The 17,197-nt window shown below is 61.2% G+C and carries 9 protein-coding genes and 1 pseudogene; 6 read left to right on the top strand and 4 right to left on the bottom strand.

Annotated features, from left to right (window positions below):
- Both mscK and SOP95_RS05005 read right to left on the bottom strand, forming a co-directional pair.
- Nucleotides 1-3,351, bottom strand: a complete 3,351-nt coding sequence (gene mscK, locus SOP95_RS05010; RefSeq protein ID WP_323606455.1) for a mechanosensitive channel MscK — start codon at nt 3,349-3,351, stop codon at nt 1-3.
- A 34-nt stretch (nt 3,352-3,385) separates the two neighbouring features.
- On the bottom strand, nt 3,386-5,128 hold the full coding sequence (locus SOP95_RS05005) for a potassium/proton antiporter (RefSeq protein ID WP_323606454.1): 1,743 nt from the start codon (nt 5,126-5,128) through the stop codon (nt 3,386-3,388).
- Nucleotides 5,129-5,428: 300 nt separating this feature from the next.
- Between SOP95_RS05005 and SOP95_RS05000 the strand changes: the two genes are divergently transcribed.
- The 4 genes and pseudogenes from SOP95_RS05000 (at nt 5,429) to SOP95_RS32100 (ending at nt 7,993) form a co-directional block, all read left to right on the top strand.
- Nucleotides 5,429-5,659 (top strand): hypothetical protein, encoded by a 231-nt coding sequence (locus SOP95_RS05000; RefSeq protein WP_046819963.1) that lies wholly within the window; start codon nt 5,429-5,431, stop codon nt 5,657-5,659.
- Nucleotides 5,656-5,955 carry a cell division protein ZapA gene (locus SOP95_RS04995; protein WP_046819903.1) on the top strand — a complete coding sequence of 100 codons (300 nt, stop codon included), beginning with the start codon at nt 5,656-5,658 and terminating at the stop codon, nt 5,953-5,955. The genes SOP95_RS05000 and SOP95_RS04995 overlap by 4 nt, the downstream gene beginning before the upstream one ends.
- A gap of 100 nt (nt 5,956-6,055) precedes the next feature.
- Nucleotides 6,056-7,129, top strand: a pseudogene (locus SOP95_RS32105) (HAMP domain-containing protein); the annotation flags it as partial.
- Nucleotides 7,130-7,147: 18 nt separating this feature from the next.
- Complete coding sequence (locus SOP95_RS32100) at nt 7,148-7,993, top strand: methyl-accepting chemotaxis protein (RefSeq protein ID WP_406591508.1); 846 nt, start codon at nt 7,148-7,150, stop codon at nt 7,991-7,993.
- A gap of 115 nt (nt 7,994-8,108) precedes the next feature.
- Here SOP95_RS32100 and SOP95_RS04985 read toward each other — a convergent pair whose 3' ends face one another.
- Nucleotides 8,109-9,911, bottom strand: a complete 1,803-nt coding sequence (locus SOP95_RS04985) for an acyl-CoA dehydrogenase (RefSeq protein ID WP_323606450.1) — start codon at nt 9,909-9,911, stop codon at nt 8,109-8,111.
- A gap of 213 nt (nt 9,912-10,124) precedes the next feature.
- A complete protein-coding gene (gene putA, locus SOP95_RS04980; RefSeq protein ID WP_323606448.1) occupies nt 10,125-14,075 on the bottom strand; it encodes a trifunctional transcriptional regulator/proline dehydrogenase/L-glutamate gamma-semialdehyde dehydrogenase in 3,951 nt (1,316 codons plus the stop codon).
- A 462-nt stretch (nt 14,076-14,537) separates the two neighbouring features.
- Between putA and putP the strand changes: the two genes are divergently transcribed.
- Both putP and SOP95_RS04970 read left to right on the top strand, forming a co-directional pair.
- Nucleotides 14,538-16,022, top strand: a complete 1,485-nt coding sequence (putP, locus tag SOP95_RS04975; protein ID WP_323606446.1) for a sodium/proline symporter PutP — start codon at nt 14,538-14,540, stop codon at nt 16,020-16,022.
- Nucleotides 16,023-16,310: 288 nt separating this feature from the next.
- Nucleotides 16,311-17,197, top strand: an 887-nt coding sequence (locus SOP95_RS04970) for a PAAR domain-containing protein (RefSeq protein ID WP_323606444.1), incomplete at its 3' end; no start/stop codon positions are given.

Below are 17,197 nucleotides of genomic sequence, written 5' to 3'. Positions count from 1 at the left end.
TTAGTCGAGTTTGGCGGCGGGCGGTTCCTGCGCCGGCTTGCCGTCGACCATTGGCACGATGGTTTTCGTTTCCGGTTCGATCGGCACCAATTTATATTCCTGGCCGTGAAGGTTCTTGAGGTAGACCTCCATCTGGCGGAACGAGATGTTGATGTGCTGCTTCTTGAACTCGCGGTTGATGAAGCGGTTGACCTCATCGAGCACCGGGTTGCGGTCGCCCAGGTCGCGCACATGCATGCGCAGTTCGTGGTCGAGGGTGCTCTCGCCGAAGTTCAGGAAGTACACGTGCGGCTCGGGTTCCTTGAGCACCCGGGGGTTTTCCCGTGCGGCTTTCAACAGCAGTTCTTTCACCAGGTCGAGGTCCGAGCCGTAGTCGACCCCGAGCTTGAGGGTGACTCGGGTGATGGTATCGGTCAGCGACCAGTTGATCAGTTGCCCGGTAATGAACGTCTTGTTCGGGACGATGATGTCCTTGCGGTCGAAGTCGGTGATGGTGGTGGCGCGGATGCGGATCTTGCTCACCGTACCCGACAGGTTGCCGATGGTGATGGTGTCGCCAATGCGCACCGGGCGTTCGAACAGGATCATGATGCCGGAGATGAAGTTGGCGAAGATCTCCTGCATGCCGAAGCCAAGGCCTACCGACAGTGCCGCGACCAGCCATTGCAACTTGTCCCAGCTCACGCCGAGGGTCGACAGGGTCGAGACGAAGCCGATGCCGGCGATCACATAGGACAGCAGCGTGGTGGTGGCGTAGGCGCTGCCCTGGGCCAGGTTCAGCTTCGACAGCACGAACACTTCCAGCAGACCCGGCAAGTTACGCGCCAGGGCAAAGGTGATGCCGATGATGATCAGCGCGCCGAGCATGTCGCCGATGCTGATGGGCACCATGCTCATGTTGGCTCCGGTGCCGCTGGTGTATTCGTAGAGGGTGACGTTGTCCAGGTACGAGAACACCGTGATCAGGTCGGCCCAGACCCAGTAGAGCGCGGCGATGAAGCCGCCCAGCAGCGCCAGGCGGATCAGGCGCAGGGACTGTTCGTTGACCTTCTCGATGTCCATCGTCGGTTCTTCGATGACCGCTTCGCCATCGCCGGCTTCCTTCGCCGCCTGGCGTTTGGCCAGGGCGCGCTGGTAGGCCAGGCGGCGTGCCGCCACGCTCAGGCCGCGCACGAAGGTCGCTTCGATCACCAGCCAGAACATCAGCAGGTAAAGGGTGTTGATCAGCCGGTCACTGAGTTTCAGCGCGGTGTAGTAGTAGCCAAAGCACACGGCCACGAACAGCGCGATGGGCAACGCGGTAAACCCGATGCCCAGGACCTTGCGGAACAGCGAGGCGTTCTCGTGGGTCGGGCTGCTGATCAGCAAGCGGCTGAGCAGCCAGGTCATCAAGGCGTAGCAGATCAGCACCACCGGCATGCCGAGCACGTCATCGGCCAAAGCCGCTGGTTGCAGCTCGGCAACCGCCACCACGGTGACCAGCGCCATCACCACCATGCCAAGGCGACGAACCCAGCCGCGGAGGAATTCGACCTGGGGTTTTTCCCAGCGGAAATGCAGTTCCGCTACGCCACCTGGCGCCAGGATGCGGTAGGCGGTGTAGAACACCAGCCAGGCCCCGGCCATTTGCAGCAACGCCGCGCCCATGCTCGCGTTCTGCCCGCGGGCGTCGATTTGCAGGGCCAGGCCACACAGGGCGAGGCCCAGCGACACCGGCATCGCCAACAGGATGTTGATCAGAATGGCCTGGGGCGTGTGCCACTGGCTGTCGCGCTTGAAGTGGCCGATGTCCTGGTGAACCTTGTTGAGGCGCGCATACAGCTGCTTGCGTCGCCACAGCAGTGCGCCAATCAGCAACGCCAGCGGCAGGAACAGCAGGGGGCGCTGGGTCAGGCCGTCGACCAGTTCACTCAGGCTTGAGGCCCAGGGCAGGGTGTCGACCTGACGGTTCAGGCGTTCCGGCACAGCGCGCATCCACTCGACATCCAGCGGCTTGTTGCTGGGAATCCAGAACATCTGCTCATCGAGGGTCGCGCGCAGGCTCTGCGCCGTGCTGAGCAATTGCTTCTGGTTCAGTTGCAGGGTAATGGATTCGTTGAGCACCGCGCTCAGTTCGCGGTTCAGCCGCTCCAGCAGGTCGGCGCGGGTGGTGGCCAGTTCCAGCAGGCTCTTGCGCAGCTGCGGCGTGACTTGTTCCGGCGGCTGGGTCGACAGCAGGTTGTCGACGTAGGCGGCCGGGTTGCTGAGCAATTCCCGTTGCTGGCTGACTTCGAACTGATACAGGCGAATGTCGGCGATCTGGTCCGCCAGGTCACGGTCGACCCGAAGGCGCGGCAAGGCCTGTTTCTGCTTGTAGAGAATCTTGGAGAGCAGCAGGCTGCCCTTGAGCACGTTGATCTGTTCGTCCAGGGCGGAATCGCTCTGGGTCAGGCTGTCCAGTTGTTGCTTGGTCTGCAGGTTTTTCTGGGTGACTTCGTTGAGGCGGTCGGTGCTTTTGAGCAGGTAGTCCGAGAGCTTCAGGTTGGCCGTGCTTTCGATGGCCAGCAGGCTGCTGCCGCCGGCCTTCTGGGCTTCGATCGATTGCTGGGTGACCGTTTCCTGGGACTGCGCGAGGCGCTTCTGGTTGATCAGGTTTTGCAGCTCTTGAATTTCCTGGTCCAGGCGATCTGATTTTTCCGACAGCAGATCATGCTGGCTGTTGCCCAGGTCTTGCAGCTGAGTGTTGCCCGCCAGTTCCTGGCGGCGCAGCGGGATCAGGGCGTTCAAGGCCGCGAGCTCGGCATTGAGCTGGTCCCGTTGCTCGCCGCTCAGGGTCTTGCCGGCGTCTTTGCCGGCCTTGAGGATGTTGTTGATCTGCTGGATGCGCGTCTGGCTGGCGGAAATTTCCGCCTGTGCGCGTTCGGGGCGAGTCTGGGCGGTGATGATCAGGCTGTTGGCGTCGCCCAGGGCTTTTTGCAGATCGCTTTGCTGGGTTGCCCGTTCGGTGAGCATTTGCTCAAGCTGCTGGATCGACTCCTTGGCAAAGCGTTGCGCCACCGGCACCACGCTGCTGGCCTTCAGGCGGGCCAGTTCACGCTGGTTCTCGATGGTCAGTTTGGGCGCGGTCGCCAGTTGTTGCTTGAGGTCGACCAGCTTCTGCTCGTAGTCGCGCTGGCTGTTGAGCTGTGTCAGCGTGCTTTGCAGGACCGATTGCAGGGCCTTCTGGTCGGCTTCCGGCAGTTTGCGGTCGGCGATCTTGTCCAGGCTCGCCTGCACGGATTCGCGGTTCGGCGGTTCGGCGGCTTGTACTGTACCGACAGAGAGGCTCAGCCCCAAAAGGACCATGACGAAAAAAGTGCGCAGGCTTGACATAGAGACCGATCAAAAACAGGACGAAGAGTGGAGTTTAGAGGAAGAGACCCGGACCCGGGCGACTTCCTTCGGGGAATCTGACGCCCACTTTGCCGATCTTGTTCCCCTCCATGACCGCGACGGTCCAGATGGTATTGTTCCATTCCACCTGGTCACCGACCACGGGTGCACCGCCGACTTTCTGGGCAATGAAGTGGCCCAGCGACATGCTCGGATCGATGCCTTCGACCTTCAACCCGTACAGGGCAGCAACCGCGGCCAGCTGGGCGTCTCCTTCGAGTACGAAGTCGCCGAAGAAGCGCAAATCGAGGCCGCGTTGCGGTGCCTGGCTGAACAGTTTTCCGAGGGCCGCCAGGTTGTGTTCGTGGCCGATAACACACAGTAAATCATCGACTTCGAGCACCGTACTACCCGACGGATGGAGCAGTTGCTGGCCACGAAACAGGGCGGCGATGCGCGTGCCTTCCGGCATTTTCAGTTCGCGAAGAGGCGAGCCGATGCACCATTTTTCGGCGCCAAGACGATAAACGAACAGTTCCCACTCGCTGGTGACGTGCACTTCCAGAGCGGAGCGGGAAATTGGCGCAGGCTCGGGCGGCACGGTTACCTTCAGGAGCTTGGCGATCCATGGCAGGCTAGTGCCTTGCACCAGCAGCGACACCAGCACGATAAAGAAGGCGAGGTTGAAGTACAGTTGGGCGTTGGGCAGGCCCGCCATCAGCGGGAACACCGCCAGAATGATCGGAACCGCACCGCGCAGACCTACCCAGGAAATAAACGCTTTCTCTCGCCCGTGGAAGGCCTTGAACGGCAGCAGGCCGACCATCACCGACAACGGCCGGGCAAACAGGATCATCCACAAAGCCAGTCCCAGCGCCGGCAATGCAATCGGCAGCAGGTCGTGGGGCGTGACCAGCAGCCCCAGCACCAGGAACATACCGATCTGCGCCAGCCAGGCCATGCCGTCGAGCATGTGCAGAATGCCGTGGCGGCTGCGCACGGGCCGGTTACCGATGACCAGCCCGCACAGGTACACGGCCAGGAAACCGCTGCCATGCAGGGCGTTGGTCAGGGCGAACACCACCAGGCCGCCGGCAATGACCAGGATGGGATAGAGGCCGGTGGCCAGGTTGATCCGGTTGACCAGTTGCAGCATGAGCCAGCCACCGCCGAGGCCGATGACGCCACCGATGCCGAACTCGCGCAGCAGGTGGGTCAGCAGGCTCCAGTGCAGGCCGGTCTGGCCACTGGCAAGCATGTCGATCAGGGTCACGGTGAGGAACACCGCCATCGGGTCGTTGCTGCCGGATTCGATCTCCAGGCTGGCGGTCACCCGTTCGTTCAGGCCTTTGCCGCCCAGCAGCGAAAACACCGCCGCGGCGTCGGTGGAGCCGACGATGGCGCCGATCAGCAGGCCCTGGATCAGGTTCAGGTCGAACAGCCAGGCCGCGGCCATGCCGGTCAGCCCGGTGGTGATCAACACCCCGACCGTGGCCAGCGACAGCGCCGGCCATAACGCCACGCGGAAACTCGACACGCGGGTACGCAATCCGCCGTCGAGCAGGATCACCGCCAATGCCAGGTTGCCGACCAGATAAGCGGTGGGGTAGTTGTCGAAGATAATGCCGCCGCCATCGACGCCGGCCGCCATACCCACGGCCAGGATGATCACCAGGATCGGGATGCCGAGGCGTGACGAGAGTGAACTCACCAGAATGCTCGCACCTACCAGCAACGCGCCGATCAAGAACAGGCTGTTGATGGTCGTCGCATTCAAAGGCAGTACTCCGGAAGGCTGGAAAGCGGGCACAAACTGACCATGCAGTCTGCGTGCCAGCGATTCTAACCTGTTGAAATGTGATGCTGTCAAAAAGCTTTGCAGGGGCACACGGTCGATGCTCGTGGATTTGCACCATGGCGACGAAGTGCAGGAACCAGATCGGCCAATCACAGTCTCTACAGTTCGCGAGAATGGTCACCGGCCAGGAAAATCAAGGCCTTGCGCCCGCATAACCCTGGCATCCATCGTGACTTTTCTTTATCGTACGCGCCCTTTGAAAATGCCCGGAAAATCAAAATGTTGGAAGCATCCCTAAGCCAATTGGAACAACTGGTCAGCGACCTCGTGCAACAGAACCAGGCGTTGGTCGGCACTAACCAGGCCCTGAGCGCCGAACTGGCCCAGGCCAAGGACGAAAACGAAAGCCTGCAACTGAGCCTGATGGAACAGGAAGAGAAGCAAGGCGCCACCGTTGCACGCATCCAGGCCCTGGTTGAGCGCGTCAGCGCTGGCCCTGTCAACGCATGAGTTACGGCCCAGGTGTGAAAGTCGTCTCGATCCTGGGGGAAGACTATTCGATCAAGGCACCGGCCGGGGAAGAGCAGACCCTGCTGGACGCTGCGTTGATGCTGAAAGCTGCCCTGGCCGACACCAAAAAGAAGTACCCGACCCTGATCGGTGACCGACTGCTGGTGCTGGCGGCGATGAATCTGTGTTCCCAGCAGATCGAAATGCAAAAGCAGCACAAACAGGAACTCGACCGTTACCAAGAGCAAGTCAGCGCCACGGTTGAAGTGATCTCCAAGACGATCAATCAGGCCTGATCGGCTTTGCGCACAACCAAAGAATAAATTGTCGGTTTAGTTGTATACAATCGGCACGGCTGTTGCAGTGTTTCAGCCTCTTATTCTTTGGGGGTGCTCCATGCAGTTCTGGCGTCGCAGTATTCAGTGGCAATTGATCCTGAGCATGGGCACCGCCCTGCTGGTCAGCATCGTGATCGTGGTTGGCGTTTATACCCTCGTGGTCAACCGCCTCGCCCAGCGCTATCTGGTCGAACAGGCGCTGCCGTCGAGCATCGAAGCGATGCGCAACGACATCGAACGCATCCTCGTCCAACCCCTCACCGCCGCCAAGGACATCGCCAGCAACAGCATGGTGCGTGACTGGCTGGCTGCGGGTGAAGACAGTGCCCAGGTCGACACCTTTACTGCCTATCTCGAAGGCATCCGCGCCGAGCACAAGGCCTTTACCACGATTATCGTCGGTACCGCGTCCAATCATTACTTCAACGAAAAAGGCCTGGACCGGACCCTCAGTCGTTCCAATCCGAAAGACGCCTGGTTCTACTCGTTTCTCGACAGCAACCAGCCGCGCACGCTCAATATCGACAACGACACGGCCACCGGAGAATTGGCGCTGTTCATCGACCTTAAAGTCGAGAAGGCAGGAAAGGTTGTGGGCGTCGCCGGGCTGGGACTGAGCATGAAAGGGCTCTCGGAGCTGATTCACAACTTCAGTTTCGGTGAGCGCGGCAAGGTCTATCTCGTGCGTTCCGACGGTTTGATCCAGGTCCATCCTGAAGCGCAATTCAGTGGCAAACGCACCTTGGCTGAGCAGGTGGGTGGCCCTGCGGCGCAAGCGGTCATGAGTCAAGGAAACGCAGCGAGCAGCAACTTCCAGCGCGATGGCGAAGATTTCCTGGCATTGAGCCTGCCCCTGCGCGATCTCGGCTGGACCCTGGTGGCCGAAGTGCCACAGGCGCAAATCTACGCCGAGGCCCGTCGCGCCATGTGGATGAGCGGCGGTATTGGCCTAGCGGTGGCACTGGTGTGCCTGCTGCTGGTGGTGTTGCTGGCCCGTGGCCTGGTACGGCCGATTCGTCAGGTAACAGCGGCGCTGGTCGCCATCGGTAGCGGTGGTGGAGATTTGACCCATCGGCTGGATGCCAGTCGCGCCGATGAACTGGGCGATCTGGCGCGTGGCTTCAATCGGTTCCTTGATAGCCAGCGCGAGATGATCGGCGAAGTGCTGGCCACCAGCGAACGCTTGCGCACCGCAGTCGGCCAGGTGGCGCGGGTGGTGGACAACACCGCAGAGCGTTCCGGGCGCCAGCAGGAGATGACCGACATGGTTGCCACCGCTGTTCACGAAATGGGCTTGACCGTGCAGGAAATTGCGCAAAACGCCGGCAACGCGGCAGTCGCTTCGCAAAACGCCCGGGATGAAGCCCTGCAGGCTCGGGAAGTGGTCGGCGGTTCGATCCGCCATATTGAAAGCATGTCCGACGAAATCGGTGTCGCCGCCAGCGCCGTGGGCGAGCTGGCCAATCAGGTGGCATCGATCGATCAGGTGCTGGCGGTGATTCGCGGGATTTCCGAACAGACCAACCTGCTGGCGCTCAATGCCGCCATCGAGGCTGCGCGGGCCGGGGACATGGGCCGCGGATTTGCGGTGGTGGCCGATGAAGTGCGCACTTTGGCTCGGCGTACCCAGGCTTCCACCGATGAGATCCAGCAGATGATCGGCAGCCTCAAACAGGGCGCGGAGAACGCGGTGTCTTCGATGCATTCCGGGCAAGCGGCCACGGGCACGGGGGTTGAGTCGAGCCAGCGCACCGGGGCCTCGTTGACGGCGATTACCGGGCAGGTCGAACGCATCAGCGACATGAACCACCAGGTGGCGACGGCGACTGAAGAGCAGTCGGCGGTGACCGAGGAGATCAATCGCAACGTGCAGGGGATTTCCGACCTGGCGCGGGCGACGGCGGGGGAGGTCAGGGCTTGCCGGGAGGATTGTCAGACGTTGCAGCGGTTGGCGGATGATCTGGCGCGGCAGATGGGTGGGTTTCGCTTGAGCTGATGGGTTGTCGGTGCGGGCCTCTTCGCGAGCAAGCCCGCTCCCACAGTGGATCGCATTTCAACTGTGGGAGCGGGCTTGCTCGCGAATGGATTTCAGCTGCACCTCAAGACTTGGATCAGAACCACTCATCCTGCATGTTCAAGCAAACATCATCCCGCGCCTCAAGAATCGCTAGTTCATGGTGGCAACCCGGCACTTCCCAGGTCAGGAAGTACCGTGCCGCCTGCAACTTGCCTTTATAGAAACTCACATCCGCCGCATTCCCCTTGGCCAGCCCTTCCTCGGCGCGAATCGCCTGTTCCAGCCAGCGCCAGCCAATCACCGCATGGCCGAACACTTTCAGGTACAGCGCGGAGTTCGCCAGGCTGCTGTTGACCTTGCCCTGGGCCAGGTCCGTCAGCAGGCCAATGGTCACGGTTTGCAGGCGCGCCACCAGTTTCTCCAGCGGCTCACGCAGTGCAGTCAGCGATTCATGGGCCTGTGCGCGCTCGGTGGTGTCGGCGATCAGGCGGATCAGTTGCTTAAGCCCGGCACCGCCGTTCTGTGCCAGTTTGCGCCCCAGCAGGTCCAGCGACTGGATGCCGTGGGTGCCTTCGTGGATCGGGTTGAGGCGGTTGTCGCGGTAGTACTGTTCCACCGGATATTCGCGGGTATAGCCGTGACCGCCGAGGATCTGGATCGCCAGCTCGTTGGCTTTCAGGCAAAACTCCGACGGCCAGGATTTGGCGATGGGCGTCAGCAGGTCCAGCAGTTCATGGGCCTGCTTGCGTTCGGCTTCGGTGTCGAGGGTGGTGGTGTCGTCGAACAGGCGGGCGGTGTACAAACCCAGGTCGAACGAGCCTTCGACGTAAGCCTTCTGGGTCAGCAGCATGCGTTTGACGTCGGCGTGCTGGATGATCGCCACGGGCGCAGTGTTCGGGTCCTTGCTGTCCGGCACGCGACCCTGCGGCCGCTCGCGGGCGTACTCCAGGGAATACAGGTAACCGGCGTAGCCAAGCATCACCGCGCCCATGCCGACGCCGATCCGCGCTTCGTTCATCATCTGGAACATGTAGCTCAGGCCATGGTGCGGCTTGCCCACCAGATAGCCGACGCACTCACCGTTATCGCCGAAGTTCAGCGCGGTAGACGTGGTGCCGCGCCAGCCCATCTTGTGGAACAGCCCTGCCAGCAGCACGTCGTTACGCTGGCCAAGGCTGCCGTCATCGTTGACCAGGAACTTGGGCACGATGAACAGCGAAATGCCCTTCACCCCGGCGGGTGCATCCGGCAGCTTGGCCAGGACCATGTGCACGATGTTTTCCGACAGCGGATGATCGCCGCCGGAGATGAAGATCTTGTTGCCCTTGAGTCGATAGGTGCCGTCCGGCGCAGGCTCGGCCCGTGTCCGAATGTCCGACAGCGACGAGCCCGCATGGGGTTCGGTCAGGGCCATGGTGCCAAAGAAGCGACCGTCGATCATCGGTTGCAGGAAGCGGCGCTTCTGTTCTTCGGTGCCGAAACTTTCGATCAGGTTCGCCGCGCCCATGGTCAGGAAGGGATAGGACGTTGTCGCCGCGTTGGCCGATTGAAAGTGGGCGAAGCAGGCCTGGGACAGCAATGTAGGCAACTGCATGCCGCCTGCGTCGAAACTGCGCGCGGCATTGAGGAAACCGGCTTCGAGGAAGGCATCCACCGCCGGTTTCACTTCGGGAATCAGGATCGCCTTGCCGTCTTCATAGCGTGGCTCGTTCTCGTCGCCCTTGCGGTTGTGCGGGGCGAAGAACTTCTCGGCGATGTTGCGGGCGGTGCCGAGGGCGGCATCGAAGGTCTCGCGATTGTGCTCGGCGAAACGCTCACGCTGGGTCAGGCCCTCGGCATCGAGGACTTCATACAGCTCGAAAGCCAGATTGCGGGAACTGAGCAACGTCTCGGACATGGCGGCCTACCTTTTGTTGGGATGGGCCGAGTCTAGGCGTGGGAATAGTGGTTGAACAGGATGATTGATGAGCGTGATGGAGAAGCAAAAGATCGCAGCCTTCGGCAGCTCCTACAGGGAAACGCATTCCAGTGTAGGAGCTGCCGAAGGCTGCGATCTCTTGATCTTGCTTCCAAAGATCGGGCAGCCGCAGCTGCCCGATCGTGTTGCGGTTTATCCGATGGTCATCAAGCTGGCATTACCACCCGCCGCAGCAGTGTTAACGCTCAAGGCCCGCTCAATCACCAGGCGCTCCAACGCAATATTGGTCTCACCCTGCGACAAGCCCTGAACCCCGACAATGGCGCCGGCACGCTTGGCCACTTGCTGGCAAACCGCGCGCAACTGGTCGGAATGGCCGTGATGCAGAACTGCATCAATCACCACTTCATCCTTGTTCCAGTCGGACACCAGTTTGATGCGTGCCTGAATGTCTTTCGGCAGGCGGGCGAACAAAGCCTTGGTCAGCTCAGCTTCCGGCCATACCGCCGAACCGCCGACAGCCAGTACTGCCGCCAGTTGCGTCAGCAGATCGCCTTCGACTTCCGCCAGGCACAGCACGTGCTCACGCGGCAGGATCGCATAACTGTTGCGCTCGCCGGTCGGGCCAGCCAGAACGCGGGTGATACCGCTTTGCGATTGTGCGGCGAACTGTACGCACAGAGTGCTCAGGTCGGCGAACTTGTTGCTGTCGGCCCAGGCTTTCAGGGCGGTCAGCGGCTTGCTCATGGCGTCGCGCAGGCGAACGTCCGGTGCGGCAATCGCGTCGCCTCGGGCGAAGGATTGTTCGATCGCATCGGTAGGACGGGTCGACAGCAGGCGGTACAGGTACAGCGGGCCACCGGCTTTCGGACCAGTACCCGACAGGCCTTCGCCGCCGAACGGCTGTACGCCGACCACGGCGCCGACGATGTTGCGGTTCACGTAGACGTTACCGGCATTGACGTTGTCGATCACCTTGGCGATGGTCTCGTCGATGCGGGTGTGCACACCCAGGGTCAGACCGTAGCCGGAAGCGTTGATCTGCGCGATCAGTTGATCGATGTCCTTGCGCTTGTAGCGCACCACGTGCAGCACCGGACCGAAGATCTCCCGTTGCAGTTCGTCGAAGCTTTCCAGTTCGATCAGCGTCGGCATCACGAAGGTGCCGCGTTTGACTTCTTCGGCGTCGGCGATGGCCACCTGGTACACGCTGCGACCTTTGTCGCGCATGGCCTGGATGTGCTTCTCGATGCCAGCCTTGGCTTCGGCGTCGATCACCGGGCCGATGTCCACGGACAGGCGCTCAGGGTTGCCGAGGCGGCTTTCAGCCATGGCGCCCTTGAGCATTTCGATCACGCGGTCGGCGGAATCTTCCTGCAGGCACAGCACGCGCAGGGCTGAGCACCGCTGGCCGGCGCTGTCGAAGGCCGAGGAAACCACGTCGATCACCACCTGTTCGGTCAGTGCCGAAGAGTCGACGATCATCGCGTTCTGGCCACCGGTTTCGGCGATCAGCGGAATCGGACGACCCTGGCTGTCCAGGCGACCGGCAATGTTGCGTTGCAGCAGACGAGCGACTTCGGTGGAACCGGTGAACATCACGCCTTTGACGCGATCGTCACCCACAAGGCCAGCGCCGACGGTTTCGCCGCGACCCGGCAGCAGTTGCAGCACGCCCTCGGGAATGCCGGCTTCGAGCAGCAGGCGCACGGCTTGAGCAGCGACCAGCGGAGTCTGTTCCGCAGGCTTGGCCAAGACCGGGTTACCGGCTGCCAGTGCCGCAGCTACCTGGCCGCTGAAAATCGCCAGCGGGAAGTTCCACGGGCTGATGCACACCACCGGGCCCAGCGGACGGTGGGCGTCATTGGTGAAGTCGTTGCGTGCCTGCACCGCGTAGTAACGCAGGAAGTCCACGGCTTCACGCACCTCGGCGATGGCGTTGGCGAAGGTCTTGCCGGCTTCGCGAGCCAACAGGCCCATCAGCGGCTGGATCTCACCTTCCATCAAATCGGCAGCGCGTTCCAGGATCGCAGCGCGTTCGGCCGGCGGGGTGGCCTGCCAGATTGGCGCGGCGTTCAGGGCGCACTGGATCGCGTTGTCGACGTCTTCGACGGTCGCTTCCTGTACATGGCCAACCACGTCACGCAGGTCGGACGGGTTCAGCACTGGCGCGGGGGGTTCGCTGCTGGACGCGCAACCGAGCATCGGCGCGGCCTTCCAGTGGTTGTGCGCGGTAGCCAGCAGGGCGCAGGACAGGGAAGCCAGACGATGTTCGTTGGCCATGTCGATGCCGCTGGAGTTGGCGCGCTCGGCACCGTACAGGTCACGCGGCAGCGGAATGCGCGGGTGCGGTAGGCCGAAACCACCTTCCACGGTCGCCATCTGCTCGATGCTGGCTACCGGGTCGGCTACCAGTTCCTGGATCGAAATCGACTGGTCGGCAATCCGGTTGACGAACGAGGTGTTCGCGCCGTTTTCCAGCAGGCGACGCACCAGGTAGGCCAGCAGGGTTTCATGGGTGCCGACCGGTGCGTACACGCGGCACGGACGGTTCAGCTTACCTTCGGAAACTTTGCCTACAACCTGTTCGTACAGCGGTTCACCCATGCCGTGCAGGCACTGGAACTCATACTGGCCCGGGTAATAGTTCTGACCGGCGATGTGATAAATGGCCGACAGGGTGTGGGCGTTGTGCGTGGCGAACTGCGGGTAGATGACTTCCGGCACCGACAGCAGTTTGCGTGCGCAAGCGATGTAGGACACGTCGGTGTACACCTTGCGGGTGTAGACCGGATAGCCTTCCAGGCCTTCGACCTGGGCGCGCTTGATCTCGCTGTCCCAGTACGCGCCTTTCACCAGGCGGATCATCAGGCGATGACGGCTGCGGCGAGCCAGATCGATCACGTAGTCGATCACGTACGGGCAACGCTTCTGGTAAGCCTGGATGACGAAACCGATGCCGTTCCAGCCAGTCAGTTGCGGCTCGAAGCACAGGCGCTCGAGCAAATCCAGCGACAGCTCCAGGCGGTCGGCTTCTTCGGCGTCGATGTTCAGGCCGATGTCGTATTGCTTGGCCAGCAGGGTCAGCGACAGCAGGCGCGGGTACAGCTCGTCCATCACACGCTCGTACTGCGCACGGCTGTAACGCGGGTGCAGGGCGGACAGCTTGATCGAAATGCCCGGGCCTTCATAAATCCCACGACCGTGGGACGCTTTGCCGATCGAGTGGATGGCTTGTTCGTACGAGGCCAGGTACTTCTGCGCATCGTGCTCGGTCAGTGCGGCTTCACCGAGCATGTCGTAGGAATAGCGGAAACCCTTGGCTTCGAACTTGCTGGCGTTGGCCAGGGCTTCGGCGATGGTTTCGCCGGTGACGAACTGCTCGCCCATCAGGCGCATGGCCATGTCGACGCCCTTGCGGATCATCGGCTCGCCGCTCTTGCCGATGATGCGGCTCAGGGACGACGTCAGGCCGGCTTCGTTGTGCGTGGACACCAGCTTGCCGGTCAGCAGCAGGCCCCAGGTCGCGGCGTTGACGAACAACGACGGGCTGTTGCCCAGGTGCGGGTGCCAGTTGCCGGTGCTGATCTTGTCGCGGATCAGGGCGTCGCGGGTGCCTTTGTCCGGGATGCGCAGCAGCGCTTCGGCCAGGCACATCAGCGCCACGCCTTCCTGGGACGACAGGGAGAATTCCTGCAGCAGGCCCTGAACGATACCGGCACGGCCGCCAGCGCTCTTCTGGTTGCGCAGTTTTTCCGCGATAGACGCAGCGAGCTTGTTGGTGGCTTCGGCCATAGGCGCCGGCAGGCGAGCCTGCTCGATCAGCATCGGCACCACTTCCGGCTCAGGGCGACGGTAGGCGGCAGTGATCGAAGCGCGCAGTACGGATTGCGGCAGGATGCTTTCGGCGAATTCGAGGAAGCACTGGTGGGCGTGATCCAGAGGCGCGTCGACGCTGTCGTCGGAATCCTTGGTCAAACCGTTCAGCTCGGACAGGGTTGCACCACCCTCGAGTTTTTCCAGGTAATTGAAGATTGCCTGCTTGATCAGCCAATGCGGCGTGCGATCAATCGAGGTCGCGGCAGCCTTGAGGCGTTCGCGGGTCGGGTCGTCAAGTTTGACCCCAAGGGTGGTGGTAGCCATGTTTTTATCCTCATGTTTGCCACGACTGCGTGGCATCAGCTGGCGGCAAGATTAGCCGCGCGACTGTTGAGGTGCAACCTGGTGCAACCCTTTTTTTGTCGGAATGTTACGCAGCTCGTCAGGAAATAAATTCTGGTACGCAAGTGCCGCCTCTGCTTGGTGCTTTTTAGGGTGGCTGCTCCTTCTTCTTGCTCCGAAAAGGAGCAAAAAACCGGTTTTGAAATTTATTTCCGACTAGGTGCAACTTATTCTCGAGAAACTGGTTGCACCTTATTTGCTTTGTTGAATAGCATTCGCGCCCAAGGTGCAACCCGAACTCGATTCGGGTGCTCCGGCTGATGGCTTTCCTGGGGAAACATCAGTCATAAATGCGCGGGATCCCGGATCGCCTGTCAAACGTCACCGTTTGCCAGCGGTTCACCAGCCGCCGCTACATAAAAACAAAGCCAGGGCGTCACTTAAATGAGCGTAAGCAATCCAACCCTGATCACGTTCGTGATCTACATCGCAGCAATGGTGCTGATCGGCTTCATGGCCTATCGCTCTACCAACAACCTTTCCGATTACATCCTGGGCGGCCGTAGCCTGGGCAGCGTCGTGACCGCGTTGTCCGCTGGTGCCTCCGACATGAGCGGCTGGTTGTTGATGGGCCTGCCGGGCGCGATCTACATGTCCGGTCTGTCCGAAAGCTGGATCGCCATCGGCCTCATCGTCGGTGCGTACCTCAACTGGCTGTTCGTCGCTGGCCGTCTGCGTGTGCAGACCGAGCACAACGGCGATGCGCTGACCCTGCCGGACTACTTCTCCAGTCGTTTCGAAGACAAAAGCGGCCTGCTGCGGATCATCTCCGCCGTCGTGATCCTGGTGTTCTTCACCATCTACTGCGCTTCCGGCATCGTGGCCGGCGCCCGTCTGTTCGAAAGCACCTTCGGCATGTCCTACGAGACTGCGCTGTGGGCCGGCGCTGCGGCGACGATTGCCTACACCTTCGTCGGCGGTTTCCTGGCAGTGAGCTGGACTGACACCGTACAAGCGACCCTGATGATCTTCGCCCTGTTGCTCACGCCGATCATCGTGCTGCTGGCCACCGGTGGTGTCGACACCACGTTCCTGGCCATCGAAGCGCAAGACGCCAGCAACTTCGACATGCTGAAGAACACCACCTTCATCGGCATCATCTCGCTGATGGGTTGGGGCCTGGGCTACTTCGGCCAGCCGCACATCCTGGCGCGTTTCATGGCAGCCGATTCGGTGAAGTCGATCGCCAAGGCCCGTCGCATCTCCATGGCCTGGATGATCCTGTGCCTGGGCGGCACTGTGGCCGTAGGCTTCTTCGGCATCGCTTACTTCTCGGCGCACCCTGATGTGGCCGGTCCTGTGACCGAAAACCACGAGCGTGTGTTCATTGAACTGGCGAAAATCCTGTTCAACCCATGGGTTGCCGGTGTACTGCTGTCGGCCATTCTGGCGGCGGTCATGAGCACCCTGAGCTGCCAGCTGCTGGTGTGCTCGAGCGCCCTGACCGAAGACTTCTACAAGACCTTCCTGCGTAAATCCGCTTCCCAGGTTGAACTGGTCTGGGTCGGCCGCGCCATGGTGCTGCTGGTTGCCCTGATTGCCATCGCGATGGCCGCCAACCCGGAAAACCGCGTACTGGGCCTGGTGAGCTACGCCTGGGCCGGTTTCGGCGCTGCATTCGGTCCGGTCGTACTGATCTCCGTGATCTGGAAAGACATGACCCGCAACGGCGCACTGGCCGGCATCCTGGTCGGCGCGATCACCGTGATCGTCTGGAAGCATTTCGAACTGCTGGGCCTGTACGAAATCATCCCTGGCTTCATCTTCGCCAGCCTGGCGATCTACATCGTCAGCAAGCTGGGCACGCCGACTAGCGGCATGCTTTCGCGCTTTGCTGCTGCCGAGGCGGATTTCCGTTTGAACAAGTGATAAGTGATGGGGTGAACGCTCCCCGTCGCTGATGAAAGAACGGCTCGCAGCCTCAAGGTGCGGGCCGTTTTTTTTGGCGTGCCAGGACCGAAAACCGGCGTTAGTCATCCCGTTTCCGTGGTCCTTTTCCGTCCAGCTCGTAAGGCATTTCCTGATTTTCTAGACCATCTTGAATTACCTCTCTGTCCACGTACTTTGCGTTAAGCCACTCATCCCGAGTCGGCTTATCGATGGTTAACAGTGGTGCGCTTTCCATGACTGGGGCGCCAGCAGAGAGGGAGATCAGCAATGGCCAAAGGACATTTCATTCGCCTGGGTGACGAGACCACTTGCGGCGGCAAGGTGTTGGAAGCCGACACACGCGTCATGATGTTTGGCATCGCCCATGCGCGTGAAGGCGACCGCGTTTCCTGCGGCAAAAACGACGAAACCTACAAGATCGTGGGAGGCGTCTCCTACATCAGCAGTCATGGCAGGATCGTGGCGGGCTCGCTGGACAGCTACAGCACCTGCCCGTGCAGAGCCAGGTTGATCCCGTCGGTTTTTAACGCCACTTATGAGTCGCGTAGCAGTGCTGCGCCCCAGACCACAGGGGCCTCGCCCCAACCGACCACACCTTTCGCCGGCAACCCGGCAGCACCACGTTCAGCCGGTTTCGCGTCTGCGTCGAGCACTCCCAAGCCGGTTTCCTTAGGCAGTGCAGCAACCCAGGAACCAGGCTTCTACATCGTGCCCAAGAGCACCACCCGCGAACAGCTCGAAGGCTCCTTGTTCACCCTGCGTGACCCGGCGGTGATGGGCAAATTCAAGCTGCTCAACCCTAACCTGCGCGACGTCAAAGCGGGCTCGATGATCGTGCTGAGCGACCCCAGCAACTACCAGTGCAGCCGTGAAGAAGCCTTGCTCATGGATGTGGCAGCCAAGACCAACCAGATCATTGAAACGCTTAGCCCGGAAGAAGCGGATTTCATGGTGCAACACCGTGATGTCATCCAGGCCTTCCTGACCTACGGCTCGAACGCTATTGGCGTTGGCGCGAGTATTTTCAAGAACAACCTGGATAACGTAGGCAATGCCTTGAGGGATATTGAAGCGTTGCAACAGAATACGCTGCAGAGAGATGGGCACCTGCGCTCGCCAGCATTCTTTGCAGAGCGCCAGCGTCTGCTTGCACA

This window comes from Pseudomonas sp. YuFO8 (assembly GCF_035065025.1).
In the GTDB taxonomy this organism is placed as follows: domain Bacteria; phylum Pseudomonadota; class Gammaproteobacteria; order Pseudomonadales; family Pseudomonadaceae; genus Aquipseudomonas; species Aquipseudomonas putida_AE.
This window is presented reverse-complemented; position numbering and strand designations above follow the sequence as displayed.